This is a genomic window from Streptomyces sp. NBC_00028 (assembly GCF_045041065.1).
Taxonomy (GTDB): domain Bacteria; phylum Actinomycetota; class Actinomycetes; order Streptomycetales; family Streptomycetaceae; genus Streptomyces.
In genome coordinates, this window is record NZ_CP108293.1 from 6,064,807 (window position 1) to 6,087,800 (window position 22,994).

The following is a 22,994-nucleotide window of genomic DNA, read 5'->3' on the forward strand; positions in this document are numbered from 1 at the left end:
TGCCCAGCCGATAGTGTGGTCGCTCGTCCGAGACGCCCCGCTGCCCCCTCGGGGCACAGGCGTCCACCGCAGTCCACCGAACCGGGGCCCGTACCTCGATGTCCGTGCACAGCCACACGGCAGCCCACGACGCTGCCACTCCTGAGTTCCCGCGTCATGTGGTGACCGCGGTCCTCGTCGCGCACGACGGCGCCCGCTGGTTGCCCGACGCGCTCGCCGGCCTGCTCGGCCAGGAGCGCCCCGTCCAGTTCGCGATGGCCGCCGACACCGGCAGCGCCGACGCCTCCGCGCAGCTGCTCACCGACGCCCTCGGCGCCGACCGGGTGCTGCACCTCGCCCGCCGTACCGGCTTCGGCCAGGCCGTCGAGGAGGCCAACCGCACCGCACCCGTCCTCACCCCGGACGAGCTGCCGTACCTCAAGCGCCCCAGCGGCTGGGACCCCGTCACGCGCACGTGGCGCGACGACGCCTACGACCTGCCCGAGCTCCCGCACGGAGAGCCGGTGCAGTGGCTGTGGCTGCTGCACGACGACTGTGCCCCCGAACCCGACGCCCTGGCCCAGCTGCTGCGGGTCGTCGACCAGGAACTGGAGCTCGGCCGGGACGACGTGGCCGTCGTCGGCCCCAAGCTCCGCGGCTGGTACGACAAACGGCAACTCCTGGAGGTCGGCGTCACCATCGCCCACTCCGGGCGCCGCTGGACCGGCCTCGACCGCCGCGAACAGGACCAGGGCCAGCACGACCATGTCCGGCCCGTGCTCTCCGTCTCCACCGCCGGCATGCTCGTCCGACGCGACGTCTTCGACGCACTCGGCGGCTTCGACCGGCGCCTGCCCCTGATGCGCGACGACGTCGACCTGTGCTGGCGCGCCACCGCCGCCGGCCATCGCGTCCTCGTCGCCCCCGAGGCGGTCGTCCGCCACGCGGAGGCGGCCTCCCGCGAGCGCCGCGCCGTCGACTGCGTGGGCCGCACCGCCGCCTCCCCGCACAAGGTCGACAAGGCGGGCGCCGCCTACACCCTGCTCGTCAACAGCCGTACAGGCGTCCTCCCCTGGGTCCTGCTGCGCCTCGTCGTCGGCACGGTGCTCAGGACGGTCGCCTATCTCGTCGGCAAGGTTCCCGGACAGGCCCTCGACGAGATCCGCGGCCTGCTGAGCACCCTGCTGCGGCCCGAGCGGATCATCGCCGGGCGCCGCAGGCGCGGCACATCGGTGGTGGACAAGGACGAGATGCGTCCGCTGTTCCCGCCGCCCGGCGCGACCGTGCGGGCCACCGTGGAGCAGGCCGCCGGCAGCTTCTTCGGCAGCTCCGACCCCGAGGCCACCTCGGGCGCGGGACGCCATGGCGGCGCCGTCGAGTCCGGGCCCGGTGGCGACGACGCCGACTTCCTGGAGATCGAGCAGTTCGCCCGCGTCAAGCGCATCGCCCGCAAGCCCGGGCCGGTGCTCTTCCTGGTGCTGCTGCTCGTCTCGCTCGTCGCCTGCCGTGAACTCCTCGGCTCCGGCGCCCTCTCGGGCGGCGCCCTGCTGCCCGCCCCGGCCGACTCCGGCGAACTGTGGTCGCGCTACCTGGACGCCTGGCATGCCGTCGGCTCCGGCGGCACTTCGTCCGCGCCGCCCTACCTGGCGATCCTCGCGATGCTCGCCTCCGTGCTCTTCGGTTCGACCGGGCTCGCGGTCACCGTCCTGCTCGTCGGCTCGGTGCCGCTGGCCGGGTTCACCGCGTACTTCGCCTCCCGGCCCCTGGTCGAGTCACGGCTCCTGCGCGCGTGGGCGGCCGTCGTCTACGCCTTCCTGCCCGCCGCCACCGGCGCCCTCGCCGGCGGCCGCATCGGCACCGCCGTCCTCGCGATCCTGCTGCCGCTCATCGCGCGCGCGGGCATCGCGGCCGCCGGCCTGACGAACGCCTCCGACGCGCGCGGCAGTTGGCGCGCCACCTGGGCGTACGCCCTGCTCCTGACGGTCACCACCGCGTTCACGCCGATCATCTGGCCGATCGCGCTGCTGCTCGGCCTCGGCGTGCTGGCCGTGCGCCGCACCGACATCACCGCCTACGGCCTGCGCTTTCTGGCCCAGCTCGGCACACCGCTGCTGATCCTCGCGCCCTGGTCGCTGACGCTGCTGCCCTTCGGCTTTTTCGACGAGGCCGGCCTGAAGTACGGCTCCTCGGCCGCCTCCGCCCTCGACCTCCTCGGCGCCAGCCCCGGCGGTCCCGGCACGGTCGACGGGCTGATGCTCATCGGTGTCGTCCTGGCCGCGCTGGCCGCCCTGCTGCGCTCGGAGCGCCAGTTCGGCATCTGGACGGCCTGGGCGGTCGCCCTCGTGGGCCTCGTCTTCGCCGCCCTCTCCAACGGCTCCACCTGGGCCGGGCCCGCCACCCTCGTCTACGGCATCGCCCTGCTGGCCGCCGCGATGCTCGGCGCCGACGGGGCCCGCTCGCGGGTCGCCGAGCAGAGCTTCGGCTGGCGCCAGCCGGTCGCCGCGCTGATCGCCTTCGCCGCCGCCGCGGGCCCCCTGCTCGTCGCCGCCGGCTGGATGATCGGCGGCGCCGACGGCCCCCTGGAGCGCCGCGACCCGGTGCAGGTGCCCGCGTTCGTCGCCGAGGACGGCAACAACCGCGACCGGGCCCGCACCCTCGTCCTCGACAGCGACTCCGCCGCCCACGTCGGCTACATGCTGGTGCGCGGCTCGGGCGCCCGCCTCGGCGACGGTGAACTGGCCGCCGCCGACGGCGAGAACACCCAGCTCGACAAGGTCGTTGCCAACCTCGTCGCCGGCTCCGGCGCCGACCAGTCCGACCAGCTCGGCAAGTTCGCGGTGCGCTACGTCCTCGTCCACAAGGGCGCCCCGCGCGAGGTGACCCGCGTCCTGGACGCCACCCCGGGCCTGTCCCGGCTCAGCGAGCAGAACGGCAGCGCCCTGTGGCGGGTCGACCAGGACGTCGCCCGCGCCACCATCGTCGCCGGCTCCGGCGCCCCGACGCTGGTCGCGGCGGGACCCGTGGAGATCCACACCACGATCCCGGCCGGCGCCGACGGCCGCACCCTGCGCCTCGCCGACACCGCGGCCGAGGGCTGGACGGCCACCCTGGACGGCAGGCCGCTCACCGCGACCACGGTCGACGGCTGGGCCCAGGGCTTCGAACTCCCGGCCGCCGGCGGCCGGCTGGACGTCGTCTACGACGACCCGATCACCCACACCGCCTGGCTGTGGGCCCAGGGCGCCCTCGCCCTGGTCCTCGTGGTGCTCGCCCTGCCCGGCCGCCGCCGCGACATCGACGACGACCTCCCCGAGGAGGAGCGGGCGATCCCCGCCCAGGCGACCGAGGGCGAGGGCCGCCGCGCCCGCCGCCTGCGCGCCCAGGCGGAGGCCGAGGAGGCCGCCCAGAACGACGAGCCCCTGTCTCCTCCTTCGGAGGAGACCCCGGTCCCGGTCCCGCAGCAGCAGTCCTACGGCGACTGGAACCAGGCGAGCTACGCGGGCGCCGAGTACAACTCCTACGCCGGTGACCAGTACCAGTCCGCCCCGCAGCAGTACCCGGCGGGCGGCTACGACCAGCAGGGCTACGCGGACCCGTACCAGGGCGGCCAGTACGACCCGTACGCGTACGGGGGCCAGGCGCAGCAGCCGTCGTACGACCAGTACGGGCAGCCGTACGACCAGGGTTACGACGCCACGTACGACCCGGCGCAGCCGCAACAGCACGACGGCGAGCGTCCCGACGGGAGCCAGCAGTGAACCGCACCACCGTGTCCCTGATCGCCTGCGCGACCGCTCTCGCCGCCGTCACCGGCTTCGCCTCGCTCAACGCGCCCGACGCGTCCGGCACGAACACCGCCCGAGCGGCCGCCGAACTGCCCGTGGAGCGCACGAGCCTGCTCTGCCCGAGCCCCAGCCTCTCCGACCTCGCCGACACGTCCTACACGTCCTTCACGCCCGTCACCAAGGGCACGGGAAGCGACGGCAAGGCCGAACTCGTCTCCGCGGCACAGGAGTCGGACGCCAAGGACAAGAAGACCGACGACAAGAAGGCGGCCAAGCCGGTCCTCACCGCCAAGGACCCCGGCACGCCCGACACCGAGGACGCCTCCGGCGGCGACTCACCCGCGCTGATCGGCACGGCCGAGGGCAGGTTCGCGCCCGGCTGGACCGTGCAGGAGACCACCGAGGTCGCCGCGGGCACCGGACGGGGCCTCCAGGGCGTCAACTGCTCCGGCGCTGACACCGAGTTCTGGTTCCCCGGCGCCAGCACCGCCGCCGACCGCACCGACTACGTGCACCTGACCAACCCCGACGACTCGGCCGCCGTCGTCGACATCCAGCTCTACGGCAAGGACGGCGCCATCGACTCCCCGGTCGGCGAGGACATCACGGTGCCGCCGAAGTCCAGCGAGCCGATCCTGCTGTCCACGCTCGTCAGCGACAAGCAGACCAACCTCACCGTCCACGTCAGCGTCCGCAGCGGGCGCGTCGGCGCCGCCGTGCAGGCCCTCGACGACAAGATCGGCGGCGACTGGCTGGCGGCCGCCACGGACCCGGCGGGCAGCCTCGTCCTGCCGGGCATCCCCAAGGACGCCACGGCCGTGCGCCTGGTCGCCTTCGCGCCCGGTGACGCCGACGCCGACCTGAAGGTCCGCCTCGCCTCGCCGTCCGGCTCGATCACCCCGGCCGGCAACGAGACGCTGCACGTCAAGGCGGGCATGACGACCGCGGTCGACCTGGGCGCCGTCACGCGCGGGGAGGCCGGTTCGCTGATCCTGACGCCGACCGGCGAGTCCGTACCGGTGGTGGCCGCGCTGCGGGTCATCCGAGGCAAGGGCGACAAGCAGGAGACGGCGTACATCCCGGCCACCCGCCCGGTCGCCGCGCGCGCGACGGTCGCCGACAACAGTTCCAAGGGCACCACGCTGTCCCTGGTGGCCCCCAGCGGCACCGCGAAGGTCAAGGTGACCGCGTCGGCGGGCAGCGACGGCGGTACGGCCGCCTCGAAGACGTACACGATCAAGGGCGGCACCACCCAGGACGTGGAGCTGCCCGTGCCGAGCGGGCTGAAGGGCACGTACGCGCTGACGGTGGAGCCGGAGTCGGGCGGCCCGGTCTACGCGGCCCGCACGCTGGCGGCCACGGAGGACGGCATCCCCGGCTTCACGGTCCAGACGCTGCCGGACGACCGGGGCATGGTCGCGGTGCCGGAGGCGGACGAGGACCTGTCGGTGCTGCAGAAGTAGCCCGCGCGGGCCGCTTCTCAGTCCTCGTCGCCGTAGCGCGGATCGACCGTCTCCGGGGTCAGCCCCAGCAGCTCGGCGACCTGCTCGACGACGACCTCGTGCACCAGGGCCGCGCGTTCGTCGCGGCCCTTGGTGCGGATCTCCACGGGGCGGCGGTACACCACCACGCGCGCGGGGCGCCCCTCGCGCGCGGGAATCGTCCCGCCCAGGGGGACCGCCTCGTCGTTGAAGGTCCGGCCGTCGAGGCGGGGCACCTCCAGGACCAGGAAATCGATGTCGGCGAGCTGCGGCCAGCGCCGCTCCAGACGCTCCACGGAGTCCTGCACCAGATCCGCGAACACCTCGGCGCGGCTGGCCGCGAGCGGCACCTGGGGCGGCGCGATCGGGCCGCGCATGCCCCGGCCGTGGCGATCACGTCGGCGGGGTCCGGGGCCGGTGGCACGGGCAGGGGGCGGTACGGGGCTGTCCATCACTGCTGAAGCGTAGTCCCCTGGTGGGGCATGTCGGCGGATGACCATTCCAGCCAAGGTTGGGCTCATTTCTGTATCTCTCCGGGACCGGCGATCTCAAGGCAATTGACCTTGTTTGTACCGAGTGGTGACCGGACGCGGGGTCGTCCGGAATCTTAGAAAGCGGTATCTATGCAGGTCGGAACGGTGTGTTCGGAGGGGCGTGTGGGCCGTTCCACACCACGACACGGTGGAGTGACCTGAAGGGGAGTCGTCGCGGCCCGCTCAAGAGTGCGGTACCGTCCAACGTCGTGAGCCCTGTACGTCGCTGTTCGCGCACCGCTTGCGGCCGCCCCGCCGTCGCGACGCTGACGTACGTCTACGCCGACTCGACCGCGGTCCTCGGCCCGCTCGCCACCTACGCCGAACCCCACTGCTACGACCTGTGCGCCGAGCACTCCGAGCGCCTCACCGCCCCGCGCGGCTGGGAGGTCGTCCGACTCCTCGACGGTTCGGCTCCCGCCCGCCCCAGTGGCGACGACCTGGAAGCGCTTGCCAACGCGGTCCGCGAGGCGGCCCGCCCGCAGGAGCGCGCCGCCCAGGCCGGTGGTGGGGGACGTACGGCGGACCCCATGGAGGTCGCGCGGCGCGGGCATCTGCGCGTGCTGCGCTCGCCCGACAACTGACCTCCCGGTCGGCAACCACCCTCTTTCCGTGTGCATTTGGTGCACGTTCCGCTCAGTGACGCACGCCCATTGACGACTGCTTGGCGCGGACACGACCATTCCGGAAGCCGGAACGAGAAATCGCTTTCCGCATACCGGAATCGAGCGAGTCCGGACGCGGAACCGGATCGGGGAGGCGCCCGTGTACGTCCAGGAACTGGAACCCGTCGCCGACTCACTGGGCCTGTCCGCCCTCGTCGCCGCCCTGCCCCTGGTGATCGTCCTCGTCCTGCTCGGCGGCGTCCGCCTCAAGGCCCATCTCGCGGGCCTCACAGGGCTTCTGACGGCCGTTCTGGTCGCCTGGCTCGCCTACGGCATGCCACTGGGCCAGACGCTCTCCAGCGGCGCCCAGGGAGCCGTCTTCGGCCTCTTCCCCATCCTGTGGATCGTCGTCAACGCCCTGTGGGTGTACCGGATGACGGTCCGCACCCGGCACTTCGACATCCTGCGCCGCTCCTTCGGACGGCTCTCCGACGATCCACGCATCCAGGCCCTCGTCGTCGCGTTCTGCTTCGGCGCCCTCCTGGAGGCCCTCGCCGGCTTCGGCGCCCCCGTCGCGATCTGCTCGGTCATGCTCGTCGCCCTGGGCTTCGACCCGGTGAAGGCGGCCGTCGTCGCCCTCGTCGCCAACACCGCGCCCGTGGCCTTCGGCGCGATGGGCACGCCCGTGGTGACGCTCGCTCAGGTGACGGGACTTCCGCTCGACACCGTGGCCTCCGTGGTGGGCCGTCAGACGCCGCTGCTGGCCCTGGTGGTGCCCCTCGTGCTGGTGTACCTCGTGGACGGGCGGCGCGGTCTGCGCGACACCTGGGCGCCCGCCCTGGCGTGCGGAGTCGCCTTCGCCATCGCCCAGTTCGCCGCCTCCAACTACCTCTCCGCGCAACTCGCCGACATCGGCGCCGCCTTGGCGGGCGCGGCCGCCCTGGTCGCCGTACCGCACGCACGCGTGCCCGCCGAGGAGTCCGTACGCGCCTCCGTGCTGACGGGCGCCAGGAGCGAGGAACTCGACGAGGACGACCCGCGCGGTGAGGTCGTACGCGCCTACGCCCCCTACGCGTTGATCGTCGCCATCTTCTCGATCGCGCAGATCCCCGCGGTCAAGGACTGGCTGGCGAACGCGACCCAGACCTACGACTGGCCCTTCCTGAACGTCGTCAACGCCGACGGCGACCCCGTCGGCGGCAACGTGTTCACCTGGCCGATCGTCGCCACTGGCGGCACGCTCGTGCTGCTCGCCGGAGTGTGCACGGCCGTCGTCCTCGGCGTGCACGCGCGCGTGGCCGTCAAGGAATGGCTCGCCACCGTCCACGAGTTGAGGTTCGCGATCCTCACCGTGACGAGCGTCCTCGCGCTCGCCTACGTCATGAACCTCTCCGGACAGGCCGCCACCATCGGCCACTTCGTGGCGGCGGCGGGCGCCGGACTCGCCTTCCTCTCCCCGGTCCTCGGCTGGTTCGGCGTGGCCGTCTCCGGCTCCGACACCTCCGCCAACGCCCTCTTCGGGGCGCTCCAGGTGACCGCCGCACGCGAGTCGGGACTCTCCCCGGAGCTGCTGGCCGCCGCGAACAGCTCCGGCGGTGTCCTCGGCAAGATGATCTCCCCGCAGAACCTCACCATCGCCTGCGCGGCCGTCGGCCTCGCCGGCCGCGAGGGGGACCTGCTGCGCAAGGTGCTGCCCTGGAGTCTCGGACTGCTCCTGGTGATGTGCCTGATCGTCGTCGGGCAGAGTTCACCGGTCCTGGACTGGATGCTGCCGTGACCTGAGGTTACGTTCCTGGGTCCACTCGGTGGACGGGCGGCGCGCTGTCCGTGGGGGAGGGTAGTTTGGGCCGACCAGTAGGACTTTTTGGAGGGTTGGCCGGTGGCCGTTGATCTGTCACAGCTCGTGAAGGCGTACGACGTGCGCGGCGTCGTCCCCGACCAGTGGGACGAGTCGCTCGCCGAGCTCTTCGGCGCGGCCTTCGTCCGGGTGACCGGCGCGAGCGCGATCGTGATCGGGCACGACATGCGGCCCTCGTCCCCCGGCCTGTCCGGCGCCTTCGCGCGCGGGGCCGCCGCCCAGGGCGTCGACGTCACCGAGATCGGCCTGTGCTCCACCGACCAGCTGTACTACGCCTCGGGTGCGCTGAACCTGCCGGGCGCGATGTTCACGGCCTCGCACAACCCGGCCCAGTACAACGGCATCAAGCTGTGCCGCGCGGGTGCCGCCCCCGTGGGCCAGGACACCGGCCTCACCGAGATCCGCGAGCTCGTCGAGGGCTGGGCCGAGTCGGGCGCCCCCGCCCCGGCCGCGACCCAGGGGACGGTCACGCGGCGCGAGACGTTGGAGGACTACGCGGCCCACCTGCGCTCCCTCGTCGACCTGACCGCCATCCGCCCCCTGAAGGTCGTCGTCGACGCGGGCAACGGCATGGGCGGGCACACGGTTCCCACGGTCTTCGCGGGCCTGCCCCTGACCCTCGTCCCGATGTACTTCGAGCTGGACGGCACGTTCCCGAACCACGAGGCCAACCCCCTCGACCCGGCGAACCTCGTCGACCTGCAAAAGCGCGTCCGAGAGGAGTCCGCCGACCTCGGCATCGCCTTCGACGGCGACGCCGACCGCTGCTTCGTCGTCGACGAGCACGGCGACCCGGTCTCCCCGTCGGCCATCACCGCCCTGGTGGCCGCGCGTGAGCTGGCCAGGAACGGCGGCAAAGGCGTGATCATCCACAACCTGATCACCTCCTGGTCGGTCCCTGAGGTCGTCAAGGAGAACGGCGGCACCCCCGTCCGCACCCGCGTGGGGCACTCCTTCATCAAGGCCGAGATGGCGACGTCCGGCGCGATCTTCGGCGGCGAGCACTCCGCGCACTACTACTTCAAGGACTTCTGGAACGCCGACACCGGCATGCTGGCCGCCCTCCACGTCCTCGCCGCCCTCGGCGGCCAGGAGGGCCCGCTGTCCGGCCTCGTGGCCTCCTACGACCGCTACACCGGCTCCGGCGAGATCAACTCCACGGTCGCCGACCAGCAGGACCGCCTCACCGCGATCCGCTCCGCCTACGAGGGCCAGGAGGGCGTGACCCTCGACCACCTCGACGGCCTCACGATCACGACCGCCGACTGGTGGTTCAACGTCCGCCCGTCCAACACGGAACCGCTGCTGCGACTCAACGCGGAGGCGAGGGACGAGGCGACGATGACGAAGATCCGGGACGAGGTACTGGCGATCATCAGGGCGTGAGGTTGACGGGGGTGCCGTTGACATCGTGCTCGCCCCAGCTGCGGGCAGTCGTGCCGCTGGGGCGGCACGGGTGGGCGCAGCGGCACCCCGCAAGCGCGGGCAAGCGAAACCCCGCCACCGCACACCGACTCCGGTTATCCACAACCCCGGCACCCACCCCCCACCGGCGGTACGCTGACCAGGCACATCCGCTCACGCAGCCGTACCGCCCCCGAAGGGAACCCTCATGCCGCTCGAAGCCGGCCTCCTGGAGATCCTCGCCTGCCCGGCCTGTCACGCCCCCCTCGAGGAGCAGGACACCGAGCTGATCTGCACCGGCCAGGACTGTGGCCTCGCGTACCCGGTCCGCGACGGCATCCCGGTCCTCCTCGTCGACGAGGCCCGCCGCCCCGCGTGACGATGCCGCCCGGCCCCCCGAAGGCCTGACGGGGCCCCGCGCGTGTAATCGACGAACCCGGCGATCGGAGGAGTCTGCCGCCCATGCTCGACGAATCGCTGCTCGACACCCCTGAGGCGCTCTCGGAGGCCGACCGCCGCGGCCTGCTGCGCGGCGCCGCCGAGGCAGGCGCCCGAGTCCGCACCGCGGCCCGGCACGCCGCCGAGGCCGGTGTCAACGACCTCAAGCCCGACGGCCGCCCCCGCGCGGTCCTCATCGCGGGCCCCGGCGCCGCCGCAACCCACGTCGCCGATCTCCTCGGCACGCTCGCCGGCGCCGGCAGCCCCGTCATCCGCCTCGCCCCCACAGGCGTCGCCCCCGCCGCGGGCGCCCTGCGCTGGGAGCTCCCGGGCTGGACCGGCTCGGTCGACCTGCTCCTGATCGCCACCCCCGACGGCACCGAACCCGGCCTCTCCCTCCTCACCGACCAGGCCTACCGCCGCGGTTGCACGGTCGTCGCCGTGGCCCCCGCCGGCACCCCGCTCACCGAGGCGGTCGAGGGCGCCCACGGCCTGTTCGTACCGCTCGCGACGGCCCCGTACGAGCAGGACGGACAGCAACTCGCCGCGTCCGCCCCCGGCGTCCTGTGGGCGCTGCTCACGCCGCTGCTCGCGATCCTCGACCGCACCGGCCTGCTCGCCGCCCCGCCGGACGTGCTGGAGAAGGTCTCCGACCGCCTCGACCACATCGCCGAGCGCTGCGGGCCCGCCATCGCGACGTACAGCAACCCGGCGAAGACCCTGGCCGCCGAGCTCGCCGACGCGCTCCCGGTGATCTGGACGGAGGGTGTCTCGGCCGGCCCGGCGGGGCGCAGGTTCGCCGCCGCGCTCGCCGAACTCTCCGGCCGCCCCGCCGTGGTCGCCGAACTGCCCGAGGCGCTCGCCGCGCACAGCACGCTGCTCGCCGGACCGCTGGCCGCCAGCGCCGACCCCGACGACTTCTTCCGCGACCGCGTGGAGGAAGCGCCCGCGCTGCACGCACGCGTGGTGCTCCTCCGCGACCGCCCCATCGGTGGCCTCACCGCCGCCCCGGCCGCCCGTGACCTGGCCCTGAGCCACGACACCCCGATCAGCGAGCTCGAACCGGAGGAAGGCGCCGAACTGGAGACCCTCGCGGAACTGATCGCCATCACGGATTTCGCCGCGGTTTACCTGGCGCTCGCCTCCGGAGCCTGATCATGCCCGGGACGCCCTGACCGTCGTACAGAAAGAACCCGATGGACCGCCTCGACAACACCGTCCGCCCCTACGCCTGGGGTTCCACCACCGCCATCCCCGACCTCCTGGGCATCGCGCCGAGCGGCGAGCCGCAGGCGGAGATGTGGATGGGAGCCCACCCCGGAGCACCCTCGCGCACCGCGCGCGGAACGCTCGTCGAGGTCGTCGAGGCCGATCCGGAACGGGAGCTCGGAGCCGCGGCCGTCGCGAAGTTCGGCCCGCGCCTGCCCTTCCTGCTCAAGATCCTCGCCGCGGGTGCCCCGCTCTCCCTCCAGGTGCACCCCAACCTCGCGCAGGCCAAGGAGGGTTACGAGGACGAGGAGCGCCGCGGCATCCCCGTGGACGCCGGACACCGCAACTACAAGGACGCCAACCACAAGCCCGAACTCATCTGCGCGCTCACCGAGTTCGACGGCCTGTGCGGCTTCCGCGACCCGAACCAGGCCGCCGAACTACTGGCCGGCCTCGGCGTCGACTCCCTCAAGCCGTACGTCGACCTGCTGCACGCCCACCCCGAGGACGCCGCCCTGCGCGAGGTCCTCACGGCCGTCCTCAGCGCCGACCGCGAGGAGATGGCCCGTACGGTCACGGAGGCGGCCGCCGCCTGCGCTCGCCTCGGCGGCGCGTACGCCCCGTACGCGGACATCGCCCACCACTACCCGGGCGACCCTGGCGTCATCGCGGCCATGCTCCTGAACCACGTCCGACTGCAGCCCGGCGAGGCCCTGTTCCTCGGCGCCGGCATCCCGCACGCCTACCTGAACGGCCTGGGCGTCGAGATCATGGCCAACTCGGACAACGTCCTGCGCTGCGGCCTGACCCCCAAGCACGTCGACGTCCCCGAACTCCTGCGCATCGTCCGCTTCGAGGCCGCGGACCCCGGCGTGCTGCGCCCGGAGGCGTCCCCGGACGGCGAGGAGGTCTACGAGACCCCGATCGACGAGTTCCGGCTGTCGAGGTACGTCCTCCCCGAGGGCGGCGCCGCCCATGACCTGACGCGCCCGACCCCGCAGATCCTGCTCTGCACGGTGGGCTCGGTGCGGGCGGGGGAGCACGAGCTGAGCCCTGGTCAGTCGGTGTTCGTCCCGGCGGGCGACAAGGCCGAGGTGTCCGGGACGGGCACGGTCTTCCGGGCAACTGTGATCGTATGACCGGCACTGTGGATACCTGACGAGTCGCCCCCGGGCAGGGCTGCAACAATGGCCCACCGGCAAAGCGCGGGCAAAGGCGGAAAGGGCCGAGCCCGGGACGGCGTACGAAGGGATAACGCGAACACATGAGCGCGTCAGGCGGTACCAAGGCGATCGTGGCGGCACTCGGCGCCAACCTCGCGATCGCGGCATCGAAGTTCGTGGCGTTCGCGTTCAGCGGTTCCTCGTCGATGCTCGCCGAGGGCGTCCACTCGCTCGCCGACTCCGGCAACCAGTTCCTGCTCCTGCTCGGCGGCAAGAAGGCCCAGCGCGAAGCCACCCCGCAGCACCCGTTCGGCTACGGCCGCGAGCGCTACATCTACGCCTTCCTCGTCTCCATCGTCCTGTTCTCGGTCGGCGGCATGTTCGCCATCTACGAGGGCTACGAGAAGATCAAGCACCCGCACGAGGTCGAGCACTGGTACTGGCCGGTCGGCGTCCTCGTCTTCGCGATCATCGCCGAGGGCTTCTCCTTCCGGACCGCCATCAAGGAGTCCAACGAACTGCGGGGCTCCCAGACCTGGTCCCAGTTCATCCGCCGCGCCAAGGCGCCCGAGCTGCCCGTCGTCCTCCTTGAGGACTTCGGCGCGCTCATCGGTCTGGTCCTCGCCCTCGGCGGCGTCGGCATCGCCCTGATCACCGGCGACGGCGTCTGGGACGGCATCGGCACCCTCTGCATCGGCATCCTGCTCATCCTGATCGCGCTCGTCCTGGCCGCCGAGACCAAGTCCCTGCTGCTCGGCGAGGCCGCGGGCGTCGACGAGGTCAAGAGGATCGAGACCGCGATCGTCGACGGCGACACCGTCACGGGCATCATCCACATGCGAACGCTCCACCTCGGCCCCGAGGAGCTCCTGGTCGCCGCCAAGATCGCCGTCCAGCACGACGACACGGCCACCGAGGTCGCGAGCGCCATCAACGCGGCCGAGGCCCGTATCCGCGAGGCCGTCCCGATCGCCCGCGTCATCTACCTCGAACCCGACATCTACAGCGAGGCCGAGGCCGCCAAGGGCCCCGACCGCGAGGCCACACCCGGGGGCCCGGCCCAGCAGCCCACCGCCGGCCACTGACGACCGAGGGCCCGCCGGATCCCGGCGGGCCCCTCACTTCTTCCTCCTCGCTCCTCACACCTGCATCACCCAGGGCGGCTGAGGCGGTACCGCGGCCCGCACCCTGCGCCGTACGACCAGGGCGGCGATCCCGAGCCCGACACACAGAACCCTGAGCGATCGCTACCCCACCTCGCGCAAGACCCCGAGCACCGCAGACTCGTCCGCCGCGGCCGTGAGCCGCTCCCGGAACCCGGTGTCCATCAACTTCCGCGACAGCAGCGCCAGAATCCGCAGATGCTCGTCCCCTGCGGCCGCCTCCGGCACGGCGATCATGAACACCAGCTTGGCCCTCGTACCGTCCAGGGACCCCCACTCGATCCCCGTAGCGGACCGCGCGAACCCGACGACAGGGGCCGTCACCGCATCCGTCTTGGCGTGCGGGATCGCGATCTCCTCACCGAGCCCGGTCGTGCCCTGTGCCTCCCGCCGCAACGCGGTCGCCACCAGCTCGTCCACGTCGGCGACCCTGCCGCTCCGCGCCAGCAGCCCGGCCATCTCACGGATGGCCGCTTCCTTGCCGTCCGCATCGAGTCCGACCTGCACGGTCTGCTCGGTGAGATACCCGGAGAGCACCTCGACATCGCCCGGAGCGGCTGACGAGGCAGCGGCGGGCAGGACAGATGCAGAGGCGGGCGAGGCGGTCGGCGCGGGCGCCGCGGCGACGCTCCGCTGCGCCACGACGCCGACAACGTCCGGCGCCACTCCCGCACCCGCCCCGACCAGCACCGGCTCGGGCCCGGCCACGGCCACGCCGTCGACCGCATCTCCACGCCGCCTGCGCTCGCTCACGTCCACGAGGCCGACGGTCGTCAGCGCCGTGACGGCCGTGCCGATCACCACGGCCACGAAGAACATCGGCACACCGCTCACCGCGCCGAGCACCGCCACGATCGGCCCGCCGTGCGGCACCGCGTCCTCGACCCCCGCGACTCCGGCGATCGCACCGGCCACCGCGCCGCCGAGCATGTTGGCCGGGATGACCTGCGCGGGCCGCGCGGCCGCGAAGGGGATCGCGCCCTCGGAGATGCCGAAGCAGCCCATGAAGAGCGCGGCGAGCCCGGTCTCCCGCTCCTGCTCGGTGTAGAGCCGCTTGCGGATGAGCGTGGCGAGCCCCTGACCCAGCGGCATCACCGGGATCGCGGCGGCACACATGCCCATGACCGTCTGGTTGCCGGTCGCGATGAGACCGGCGCCGAAGAGGAACGCCGTCTTGTTGACCGGCCCGCCCATGTCGAACGCGATCATCAGCCCGAGGATCGCGCCCAGCAGGATCGCGCTGGTACCGGTCATCCCGCTGAGCCAGTCGGTCAGGTGCTCGAACACCCAGGAGATCGGTTTCCCGAGGACGTAGATGAAGAACAGTCCGAGCGCCGTGGTCGCCACGATCGGGATCACGATGATCGGCATGATCGGCTGCACGAACTTCGGGACCTTGACCTTCTTGATCCACAGCACCAGATACCCGGCGAGGAAGCCGGTCACGATCGCCCCGATGAACCCGGCGCCCGCCTTGGAGTCGTAGAGCTCACCGGTGTTGGCTATCCAGCCGCCGATCATGCCGGGGACGAGGGCGGGGCGGTCGCCGATGGCGTACGCGATGTAGCCGGAGAGGATCGGCACCATCAGCGTGAAGCCGATGACGCCGATGTTGTTCAGGTCCATCCAGAAGGAGTCCTTCGGGATGACCAGACCGCCCGAGGGGTCCGTGTGCCCGCCGAGTGAGAGGGAGATCGCGATCAGCAGGCCGCCGACCACCACGAACGGGATCATGTAACTGACCCCGTTCATCAGCGCCTTGTACCCGACGCTGCGCTCCTTCCCGCCGGACGACGCCACCGCCGCCACTGCGCCGGGCTGATGGACCGGCGCCGACCGCACCCGCTCGATGAGCTGCTCGGGATGGTGAATGCCCTCCGCCACCCCGACCTTGAGGACCCGCTTGCCGGCGAAACGGCTCAGATCCACGTCCTTGTCCGCGGCGACGATGATGCCGTCCGCGGTACTGACATCGTTGTCATCGAGGACGTTTTCAGCCCCGATCGATCCCTGGGTCTCCACCTTCATGTCGATGCCGCGGCTCTCGGCGGCCTGCTGGAGCTTCTCCGCCGCCATGTACGTGTGCGCGATGCCGGTCGGACACGCGGTCACCGCGAGCAGCTTCACTCTCTGCCGCTCACCACTGCCACTGCCCGTGGGGGGAGGGCCGGCCGGACTGGTCACGTCGATCTCCTAACGCCTTTGTCACGCGGAACGCCGTCCCTGACGCCCCGCGAGATCGATCAGCTGGTCCCGATCTCTTCGCATCGTCCACCACCGCGCCGACGAGCCCAAAGAAGCAAAATGCTCCTGTTTGACCCTGCTTGTTGGTCCTGCTCAGGCGACCGGGGGTGTCCTGTTATCGCTGTCCCGTCCGGCGCTCCCCATGCCTAGGGCTTCCCTTGAACGACGCTATGGGTTCGGAGGTGGACTGGGGACGCCCCCTCGTACCGGTGTAGCTTGGGACGAAGCCAGACGTCGCTGCTGATGGCGGTCGGGCGGTCCTCTCGCGGACCGGCCGAGGGAGAGAGGGCCTCCGACGGACTGCGCTGCGCGCACCGGGCATGCCTTTGTCCTCTTTTCGGGCACCCCTGTGTCCGCCGCCGCGCAGACCAGCCGTACCCACCTCGCCCCAACCTCGAGGAGCAGCTAGCAATGACGACTGTCGAAAACCGACAGGACTTCAAGGTCGCCGACCTCTCCCTGGCCGAGTTCGGCCGCAAGGAGATCACCCTCGCCGAGCACGAGATGCCCGGCCTGATGGCGATCCGCAAGGAGTTCGCCGCCACCCAGCCGCTGGCCGGCGCCCGCATCATGGGTTCGCTGCACATGACCGTGCAGACCGCCGTCCTGATCGAGACCCTGGTCGCCCTGGGCGCCCAGGTCCGTTGGGTCTCCTGCAACATCTTCTCCACCCAGGACCACGCGGCCGCCGCCATCGCCGTCGGCCCCAACGGCACGCCCGACAACCCGCAGGGCATCCCGGTCTTCGCCTGGAAGGGCGAGACGCTGGAGGAGTACTGGTGGTGCACGGAGCAGGCGCTGACCTGGCCGAACACCCCCACCGGCGGCCCGAACATGATCCTCGACGACGGTGGTGACGCCACCCTCCTCGTGCACAAGGGCGTCGAGTACGAGAAGGCCGGCAAGGTCCCCTCGGTCGACACCGCCGAGAACGACGAGCACCGCGTCATCCTCGAACTGCTGAACCGCACCATCACCGAGGGCTCCCAGAAGTGGACCCAGCTCGCCTCGGAGATCCGCGGCGTGACCGAGGAGACCACGACCGGCGTCCACCGTCTGTACGAGATGCAGCGCGACGGCCAGCTGCTCTTCCCGGCGATCAACGTGAACGACGCCGTGACGAAGTCGAAGTTCGACAACAAGTACGGCTGCCGCCACTCCCTGATCGACGGCATCAACCGCGCCACCGACGTCCTCATCGGCGGCAAGACCGCCGTCGTCTGCGGCTACGGCGACGTCGGCAAGGGTTGCGCGGAGTCGCTGCGCGGCCAGGGCGCCCGTGTCATCGTCACCGAGATCGACCCGATCTGCGCCCTCCAGGCGGCGATGGACGGCTACCAGGTCACGACCCTCGACGAGGTCATCGACAAGGCCGACATCTTCATCACCACGACCGGCAACAAGGACATCATCATGGCCAGCGACATGGCCAAGATGAAGCACCAGGCCATCGTCGGGAACATCGGCCACTTCGACAACGAGATCGACATGGCCGGCCTGGCCAAGATCCCCGGCATCGTCAAGGACGAGGTCAAGCCGCAGGTCCACACCTGGAAGTTCCCCGACGGCAAGGTCCTCATCGTGCTGTCCGAGGGCCGCCTGCTGAACCTGGGCAACGCGACCGGCCACCCGTCGTTCGTGATGTCCAACTCCTTCGCGGACCAGACGCTGGCCCAGATCGAGCTGTTCACCAAGCAGTCCGAGTACCCGATCGGCGTGTACACGCTGCCCAAGCACCTGGACGAGAAGGTCGCCCGTCTCCACCTGGACGCGCTCGGCGTGAAGCTGACGACGCTCCGCCCGGAGCAGGCCTCCTACATCGGCGTCGAGGTCGACGGCCCGTACAAGCCGGACCACTACCGCTACTGAGCCACCCGCACCTCAGCAGCACCACCTCCGAGGCAGGCCCCCGCACCCCCGTGCCGGGGGCCTGCCCCTTTGGCCGCCGTGGCCGGACCAGCCCGCGCCGCCACGCCCGGACCAACCCCTCAAGACCCAGGACCCCCATGCCCCGCGGCCGATATTCGCTCCATGATCCGCACGATCACACCCCCCTCGCAGAAGAGCACTTCCACTGCGCCCCCGGCCCCTCCGGCTGGCGATACGTCTCCCAACTGACCACCCCCACGGGAGACCACACCGGCTCCGTCGACCTCGCCCTCGACGAACTCGGCCGCCCCATCCGCCTGGAACTCCATGCCGGCGGCTGGCAGGTGCGCGGCGCCGCCCTCGACGGCGTCACCTGGGTCCGCACCGACCCCACAGGGGCTCACGCCACGGAAGGCAATGTCCGCGCCCACGCCTTCACCGGCACTTCCCCCGCTTTCCTCATCGCGACCGCACGTATCCTGCGCCTCACCCCTTCCCCCTCGGCCACCCGCGTACGGCTCGTCGCCTTCACGGATCCGGTCCTCGCCCCGCGCACCGTGGATCAGTCCTGGGCCCTGCTGAAAAGCGAAGCACACGCCACTGACAACGGCCCCCTGACCGTGGACGAATACCAGGTCACAGCCCTGGACACCGGCGAACAGCACACCGTGCACATCGCGGGAGACGTGGTCCTCGCGGCACCCGGCGTCGAGCTGGAGGACCTGGAATCACCGCCGTCCGTGTTCCCGTGAGACCGGACGCGGAGGAGACGGGGTGAGGGTGTCCTAGGCGGGGGGCGCGAACCCGGTACGAGGCAGCTCGGACGACGGCGCCGCCCCGGACGCGTCCCGGCGAGCTTCGGGCTCGTGCGCGACGGCAGGCTGAGGAGCCGCCGCCGCGGCAGCAGGTGAAGGGGCTTGAGCCGGAGACCAGTTCTGCGCCGGCGCGTACGCCCCCGGCCCGCCGACGGGAGAAGCAGGCACCCCGCCCCCGGTCATCGCACGGCTTGCGAAAGCCCGCCGTACCTCTCGGGCCTGCCGCTCCTGCACGACCGCCGCCAGATACGCCGCCGACGGAACACCGTGCGGCGCCGGAGTCCCCGTATGCGCGACGAGGTCGGCGGCCAGCCGCTCGGCCATGGCGGAACCGACCTGCGGATCGAGCTGCTGCATCCGCGCCAGGTACTGACGAATGGCCAGCCACAGCCCGTCGGGAACCGACGACAGATCAAGCCCGGAGAACCGCCCGGCCAGCCAGGGCGGCGGCGGAGGCAGAAAACCCGAGGTCGACACCGGCACCCTTTCCCGTACGACGAGAGTCCCCGCGAACACGTCCCCGAGCCGCCGCCCCCGAGCGGACACCAGGGAGGCGATACAGGCGACCACCCCGAACGTCAGCAGGATCTCGATCACCCCGATCCCACCCCGCACCAGGGCATGCCGGAACCGGATCGGCCCACCGTCGTCCCGGACCACCCGCAGCCCGCATGCCATCTTCCCGAGCGAACGACCGTGGCTGAGCGTCTCGACGGCGATCGGCCCGCCCACCATCACCAGCACGAAAGCGGCGAGGGACACCGCGAACTGGGCCGCCTCGTCCAACGAGGACGTCGAAGCCACCAGAGCGACGGTCACGAGGATGTAGGCGACAACGGCCACCAACAGATCGAGCAGCACGGCGAGCGCCCTGCTCGGCAGCCTCGCGGGACGCAGTTCCAGCGCCACCGCCTCGCCCGTCACCAGCTCACTCACGCACGCCGTCCTTCCCCTGACCCACCCCGAGAACCGTCAGTCTGCCAAGCTGAGGGCGCATCGCGCCCCAGTACGACAAGCTGACACCACGACGAGCCGCCGACGACCCTCCGAGGAGCAGCCGAAACCGATGGACCTCGACGTCTTCGTCTCCGCCCACAGAGCGGAGTGGGATCGCCTGGACGCCCTGCTCCGCCGCCAGCGCAGACTCACCGGCGCCGAGACCGACGAACTCGTCACTCTCTATCAACGCACGGCCACCCACCTCTCGCTGATCCAGTCCAGCGCCCCCGACCCTCAGCTGACGGGACGGCTCAGCCAACTGGTGGCACGCGCGCGTAGTGCCGTCACAGGCACCCGCCGCGCCTCCTGGCGCGACGTCACCCGCTTCCTGACCCACGGCTTCCCGGCAGCGGTCTACAGGGCGCGCCACTGGTGGGTTCCCACCGCGCTTTTCTCCACAGCAGTGGCGGTCCTCCTGGGCTGGTGGATCGGCACCCATCCCGAAGTGCAGTCCTCCATAGCGGCCCCCAGCGAACTGCGCGAGCTCACCCGCCCCGGCGGCCAGTACGAGACGTACTACTCGAGCCACCCGGCAGCCTCGTTCGCCGCCCAGGTCTGGACGAACAACGCGTGGGCCGCCGCCCAGTGTCTGATCTTGGGCGTGTTCCTCGGGCTCCCGGTCCTGTGGATCCTCTTCCAGAACATGCTCAACCTCGGTGTCGGCTTCGGCCTGATGTCCTCGGCCGGCCGCCTGGACACCTTCCTCGGCCTCGTCCTCCCGCACGGCCTACTCGAACTGACCGCGGTCTTCGTCGCTGCGGGCACCGGCCTGCGCCTCGGCTGGACCGTCATCGACCCCGGCCCACGCACCCGGCGAGCAGCCCTCGCAGAAGAGGGCCGCGCGGCGATCGGCATGGCGATCGGCCTGGCCCTGATCCTCTTCGTCTCCGGCGCGATCGAAGGCTTCGTCACCCCCTCTGGCCTGCCTACTTGGGCCCGCATCACCATCGGAGTCGCCGCCGAGGCGACCTTCCTGGCGTACGTCTATGTAGTGGGCGGTCGCGCGGCGCGCACCGGTGAAACGGGCGACGTCGAGGCCGCCGAACGCAGCGCCGCCGTCCCCATGGCCGCCTGATGTGCGTGTGGGGCTGCTGAGCTGCTAGTCTCCTCTTCGCCCCACAGGAGCCGTTGACACGGAGCTGGTGGGGAGGTAGATTCGAACAGTTGCCTGGAACTGGATCTCATCCGGTCGGCGACAGTGAGTGTCTGTCTGCTTCTAGAAATATCGATTTCGAAGAAGCCCCCTCCCGATGATTCGGAAATGAGCAGTCGGTCAGACCGGCGCGAAACTTCTGATAAAGTCGGAACCGCCGGAAAGGGAAACGCGAAAGCGAGAACCTGGAAAGCACCGAGGAAATCGGAACCGGAAACGGTCTGATAGAGTCGGAAACGCAAGACCGAAGGGAAAAGCCCGGAGGAAAGCCTGAGAGAGTCTCTTGGGTGAGTACAAAGGAAGCGTCCGTTCCTTGAGAACTCAACAGCGTGCCAAAAATCAACGCCAGATTAGTTGATACCCCGTCTCCAGCCATTCGGTTGGGGCGAGGTTCCTTTGAAATAACACAGCGAGGACGCTGTGAACCACCGGATTATTCCTCCGGTGGTTCCGCTCTCGTGTGTGTGCACCGGATTACCGGTAAACATTCACGGAGAGTTTGATCCTGGCTCAGGACGAACGCTGGCGGCGTGCTTAACACATGCAAGTCGAACGATGAACCACTTCGGTGGGGATTAGTGGCGAACGGGTGAGTAACACGTGGGCAATCTGCCCTTCACTCTGGGACAAGCCCTGGAAACGGGGTCTAATACCGGATACCACTACCGCAGGCATCTGTGGTGGTTGAAAGCTCCGGCGGTGAAGGATGAGCCCGCGGCCTATCAGCTTGTTGGTGAGGTAATGGCTCACCAAGGCGACGACGGGTAGCCGGCCTGAGAGGGCGACCGGCCACACTGGGACTGAGACACGGCCCAGACTCCTACGGGAGGCAGCAGTGGGGAATATTGCACAATGGGCGAAAGCCTGATGCAGCGACGCCGCGTGAGGGATGACGGCCTTCGGGTTGTAAACCTCTTTCAGCAGGGAAGAAGCGAAAGTGACGGTACCTGCAGAAGAAGCGCCGGCTAACTACGTGCCAGCAGCCGCGGTAATACGTAGGGCGCAAGCGTTGTCCGGAATTATTGGGCGTAAAGAGCTCGTAGGCGGCTTGTCACGTCGGGTGTGAAAGCCCGGGGCTTAACCCCGGGTCTGCATTCGATACGGGCTAGCTAGAGTGTGGTAGGGGAGATCGGAATTCCTGGTGTAGCGGTGAAATGCGCAGATATCAGGAGGAACACCGGTGGCGAAGGCGGATCTCTGGGCCATTACTGACGCTGAGGAGCGAAAGCGTGGGGAGCGAACAGGATTAGATACCCTGGTAGTCCACGCCGTAAACGGTGGGAACTAGGTGTTGGCGACATTCCACGTCGTCGGTGCCGCAGCTAACGCATTAAGTTCCCCGCCTGGGGAGTACGGCCGCAAGGCTAAAACTCAAAGGAATTGACGGGGGCCCGCACAAGCAGCGGAGCATGTGGCTTAATTCGACGCAACGCGAAGAACCTTACCAAGGCTTGACATACACCGGAAAGCATTAGAGATAGTGCCCCCCTTGTGGTCGGTGTACAGGTGGTGCATGGCTGTCGTCAGCTCGTGTCGTGAGATGTTGGGTTAAGTCCCGCAACGAGCGCAACCCTTGTCCTGTGTTGCCAGCATGCCCTTCGGGGTGATGGGGACTCACAGGAGACCGCCGGGGTCAACTCGGAGGAAGGTGGGGACGACGTCAAGTCATCATGCCCCTTATGTCTTGGGCTGCACACGTGCTACAATGGCAGGTACAATGAGCTGCGAAACCGTGAGGTGGAGCGAATCTCAAAAAGCCTGTCTCAGTTCGGATTGGGGTCTGCAACTCGACCCCATGAAGTCGGAGTTGCTAGTAATCGCAGATCAGCATTGCTGCGGTGAATACGTTCCCGGGCCTTGTACACACCGCCCGTCACGTCACGAAAGTCGGTAACACCCGAAGCCGGTGGCCCAACCCCTTGTGGGAGGGAGCTGTCGAAGGTGGGACCAGCGATTGGGACGAAGTCGTAACAAGGTAGCCGTACCGGAAGGTGCGGCTGGATCACCTCCTTTCTAAGGAGCACTTCTAACCGGGCTTGCTCGGTCAGAGGCCAGTACATCGGCGAATGTTCGATGCTGGTTGCTCATGGGTGGAACGTTGATTATTCGGCCGGGTTCACGGGTCGGAGGCTGCGAGTACTGCTCTTAGGAGCGTGGAAAGCATGATCTCCGGACGGAACCGGGCCGGGCACGCTGTTGGGTGTCTGAGGGAATGAACCCCCTCGATGCCGGCCCCAGTGAACTTGTCCTGTAGAGGGCAGGGTGATGGGTGGCTGGTCGTTGTTTGAGAACTGCA

At 70.1% G+C, this 22,994-nt stretch carries 15 protein-coding genes and 1 rRNA gene; 13 read left to right on the forward strand and 3 right to left on the reverse strand.

All coding sequences use genetic code 11. The annotated features are described in order from the left end of the window. Positions 1-98: 98 nt before the first annotated feature. Together OG885_RS27320 and OG885_RS27325 are read left to right on the forward strand one after the other, a co-directional pair. A complete protein-coding gene (locus OG885_RS27320; protein WP_405736128.1) occupies positions 99-3,737 on the forward strand; it encodes a glycosyltransferase in 3,639 nt (1,212 codons plus the stop codon). Continuing rightward, positions 3,734-5,227: a DUF5719 family protein gene (locus tag OG885_RS27325; protein WP_405736131.1), complete on the forward strand. Its 1,494-nt coding sequence runs from the start codon at positions 3,734-3,736 to the stop codon at positions 5,225-5,227. Before OG885_RS27320 ends, OG885_RS27325 begins: the two co-directional genes overlap by 4 nt. A gap of 17 nt (positions 5,228-5,244) precedes the next feature. Here the strand turns inward: OG885_RS27325 and OG885_RS27330 are convergent, their stop codons facing one another. Then, positions 5,245-5,697: a metallopeptidase family protein gene (locus OG885_RS27330; protein WP_399961417.1), complete on the reverse strand. Its 453-nt coding sequence runs from the start codon at positions 5,695-5,697 to the stop codon at positions 5,245-5,247. Between the two features lie 290 nt (positions 5,698-5,987). Between OG885_RS27330 and OG885_RS27335 the strand changes: the two genes are divergently transcribed. From OG885_RS27335 to OG885_RS27365, 7 genes are all read left to right on the forward strand, one after another. After that, the gene (locus tag OG885_RS27335; RefSeq protein WP_356311604.1) at positions 5,988-6,362 is read left to right on the forward strand and encodes a DUF3499 domain-containing protein; all 375 of its coding nucleotides are present in this window, start codon (positions 5,988-5,990) and stop codon (positions 6,360-6,362) included. A gap of 181 nt (positions 6,363-6,543) precedes the next feature. Continuing rightward, entirely contained in the window at positions 6,544-8,160 is a 1,617-nt protein-coding gene (locus OG885_RS27340; protein WP_405736134.1) for an L-lactate permease, read from the forward strand. Between the two features lie 102 nt (positions 8,161-8,262). Further along, positions 8,263-9,627 carry a phosphomannomutase/phosphoglucomutase gene (locus tag OG885_RS27345; protein ID WP_405736137.1) on the forward strand — a complete coding sequence of 455 codons (1,365 nt, stop codon included), beginning with the start codon at positions 8,263-8,265 and terminating at the stop codon, positions 9,625-9,627. A gap of 226 nt (positions 9,628-9,853) precedes the next feature. Next, complete coding sequence (locus tag OG885_RS27350; protein ID WP_078936097.1) at positions 9,854-10,024, forward strand: Trm112 family protein; 171 nt, start codon at positions 9,854-9,856, stop codon at positions 10,022-10,024. A gap of 83 nt (positions 10,025-10,107) precedes the next feature. After that, on the forward strand, positions 10,108-11,238 hold the full coding sequence (locus tag OG885_RS27355) for an SIS domain-containing protein (RefSeq protein ID WP_405736140.1): 1,131 nt from the start codon (positions 10,108-10,110) through the stop codon (positions 11,236-11,238). Positions 11,239-11,279: 41 nt separating this feature from the next. Continuing rightward, on the forward strand, positions 11,280-12,431 hold the full coding sequence (gene manA, locus OG885_RS27360; protein WP_405736143.1) for a mannose-6-phosphate isomerase, class I: 1,152 nt from the start codon (positions 11,280-11,282) through the stop codon (positions 12,429-12,431). Between the two features lie 125 nt (positions 12,432-12,556). Then, on the forward strand, positions 12,557-13,540 hold the full coding sequence (locus OG885_RS27365; protein ID WP_405736146.1) for a cation diffusion facilitator family transporter: 984 nt from the start codon (positions 12,557-12,559) through the stop codon (positions 13,538-13,540). 162 nt (positions 13,541-13,702) lie between these two features. On the opposite strand, the gene OG885_RS27370 is transcribed toward OG885_RS27365, so the two are convergent. Beyond that, entirely contained in the window at positions 13,703-15,802 is a 2,100-nt protein-coding gene (locus OG885_RS27370) for a fructose-specific PTS transporter subunit EIIC (RefSeq protein WP_405736149.1), read from the reverse strand. A 471-nt stretch (positions 15,803-16,273) separates the two neighbouring features. Between OG885_RS27370 and ahcY the strand changes: the two genes are divergently transcribed. Both ahcY and OG885_RS27380 read left to right on the forward strand, forming a co-directional pair. Then, the gene (ahcY, locus tag OG885_RS27375) at positions 16,274-17,731 is read left to right on the forward strand and encodes an adenosylhomocysteinase (protein ID WP_399961433.1); all 1,458 of its coding nucleotides are present in this window, start codon (positions 16,274-16,276) and stop codon (positions 17,729-17,731) included. A gap of 137 nt (positions 17,732-17,868) precedes the next feature. Then, positions 17,869-18,483 (forward strand): hypothetical protein, encoded by a 615-nt coding sequence (locus tag OG885_RS27380; RefSeq protein ID WP_405736153.1) that lies wholly within the window; start codon positions 17,869-17,871, stop codon positions 18,481-18,483. A 33-nt stretch (positions 18,484-18,516) separates the two neighbouring features. Here OG885_RS27380 and OG885_RS27385 read toward each other — a convergent pair whose 3' ends face one another. Further along, a complete protein-coding gene (locus OG885_RS27385) occupies positions 18,517-19,482 on the reverse strand; it encodes an RDD family protein (RefSeq protein ID WP_405736156.1) in 966 nt (321 codons plus the stop codon). Positions 19,483-19,612: 130 nt separating this feature from the next. Between OG885_RS27385 and OG885_RS27390 the strand changes: the two genes are divergently transcribed. Next, on the forward strand, positions 19,613-20,620 hold the full coding sequence (locus OG885_RS27390; protein WP_405736159.1) for a stage II sporulation protein M: 1,008 nt from the start codon (positions 19,613-19,615) through the stop codon (positions 20,618-20,620). 565 nt (positions 20,621-21,185) lie between these two features. Beyond that, positions 21,186-22,711 (forward strand): 16S ribosomal RNA (locus OG885_RS27395). Positions 22,712-22,994 lie beyond the last annotated feature (283 nt).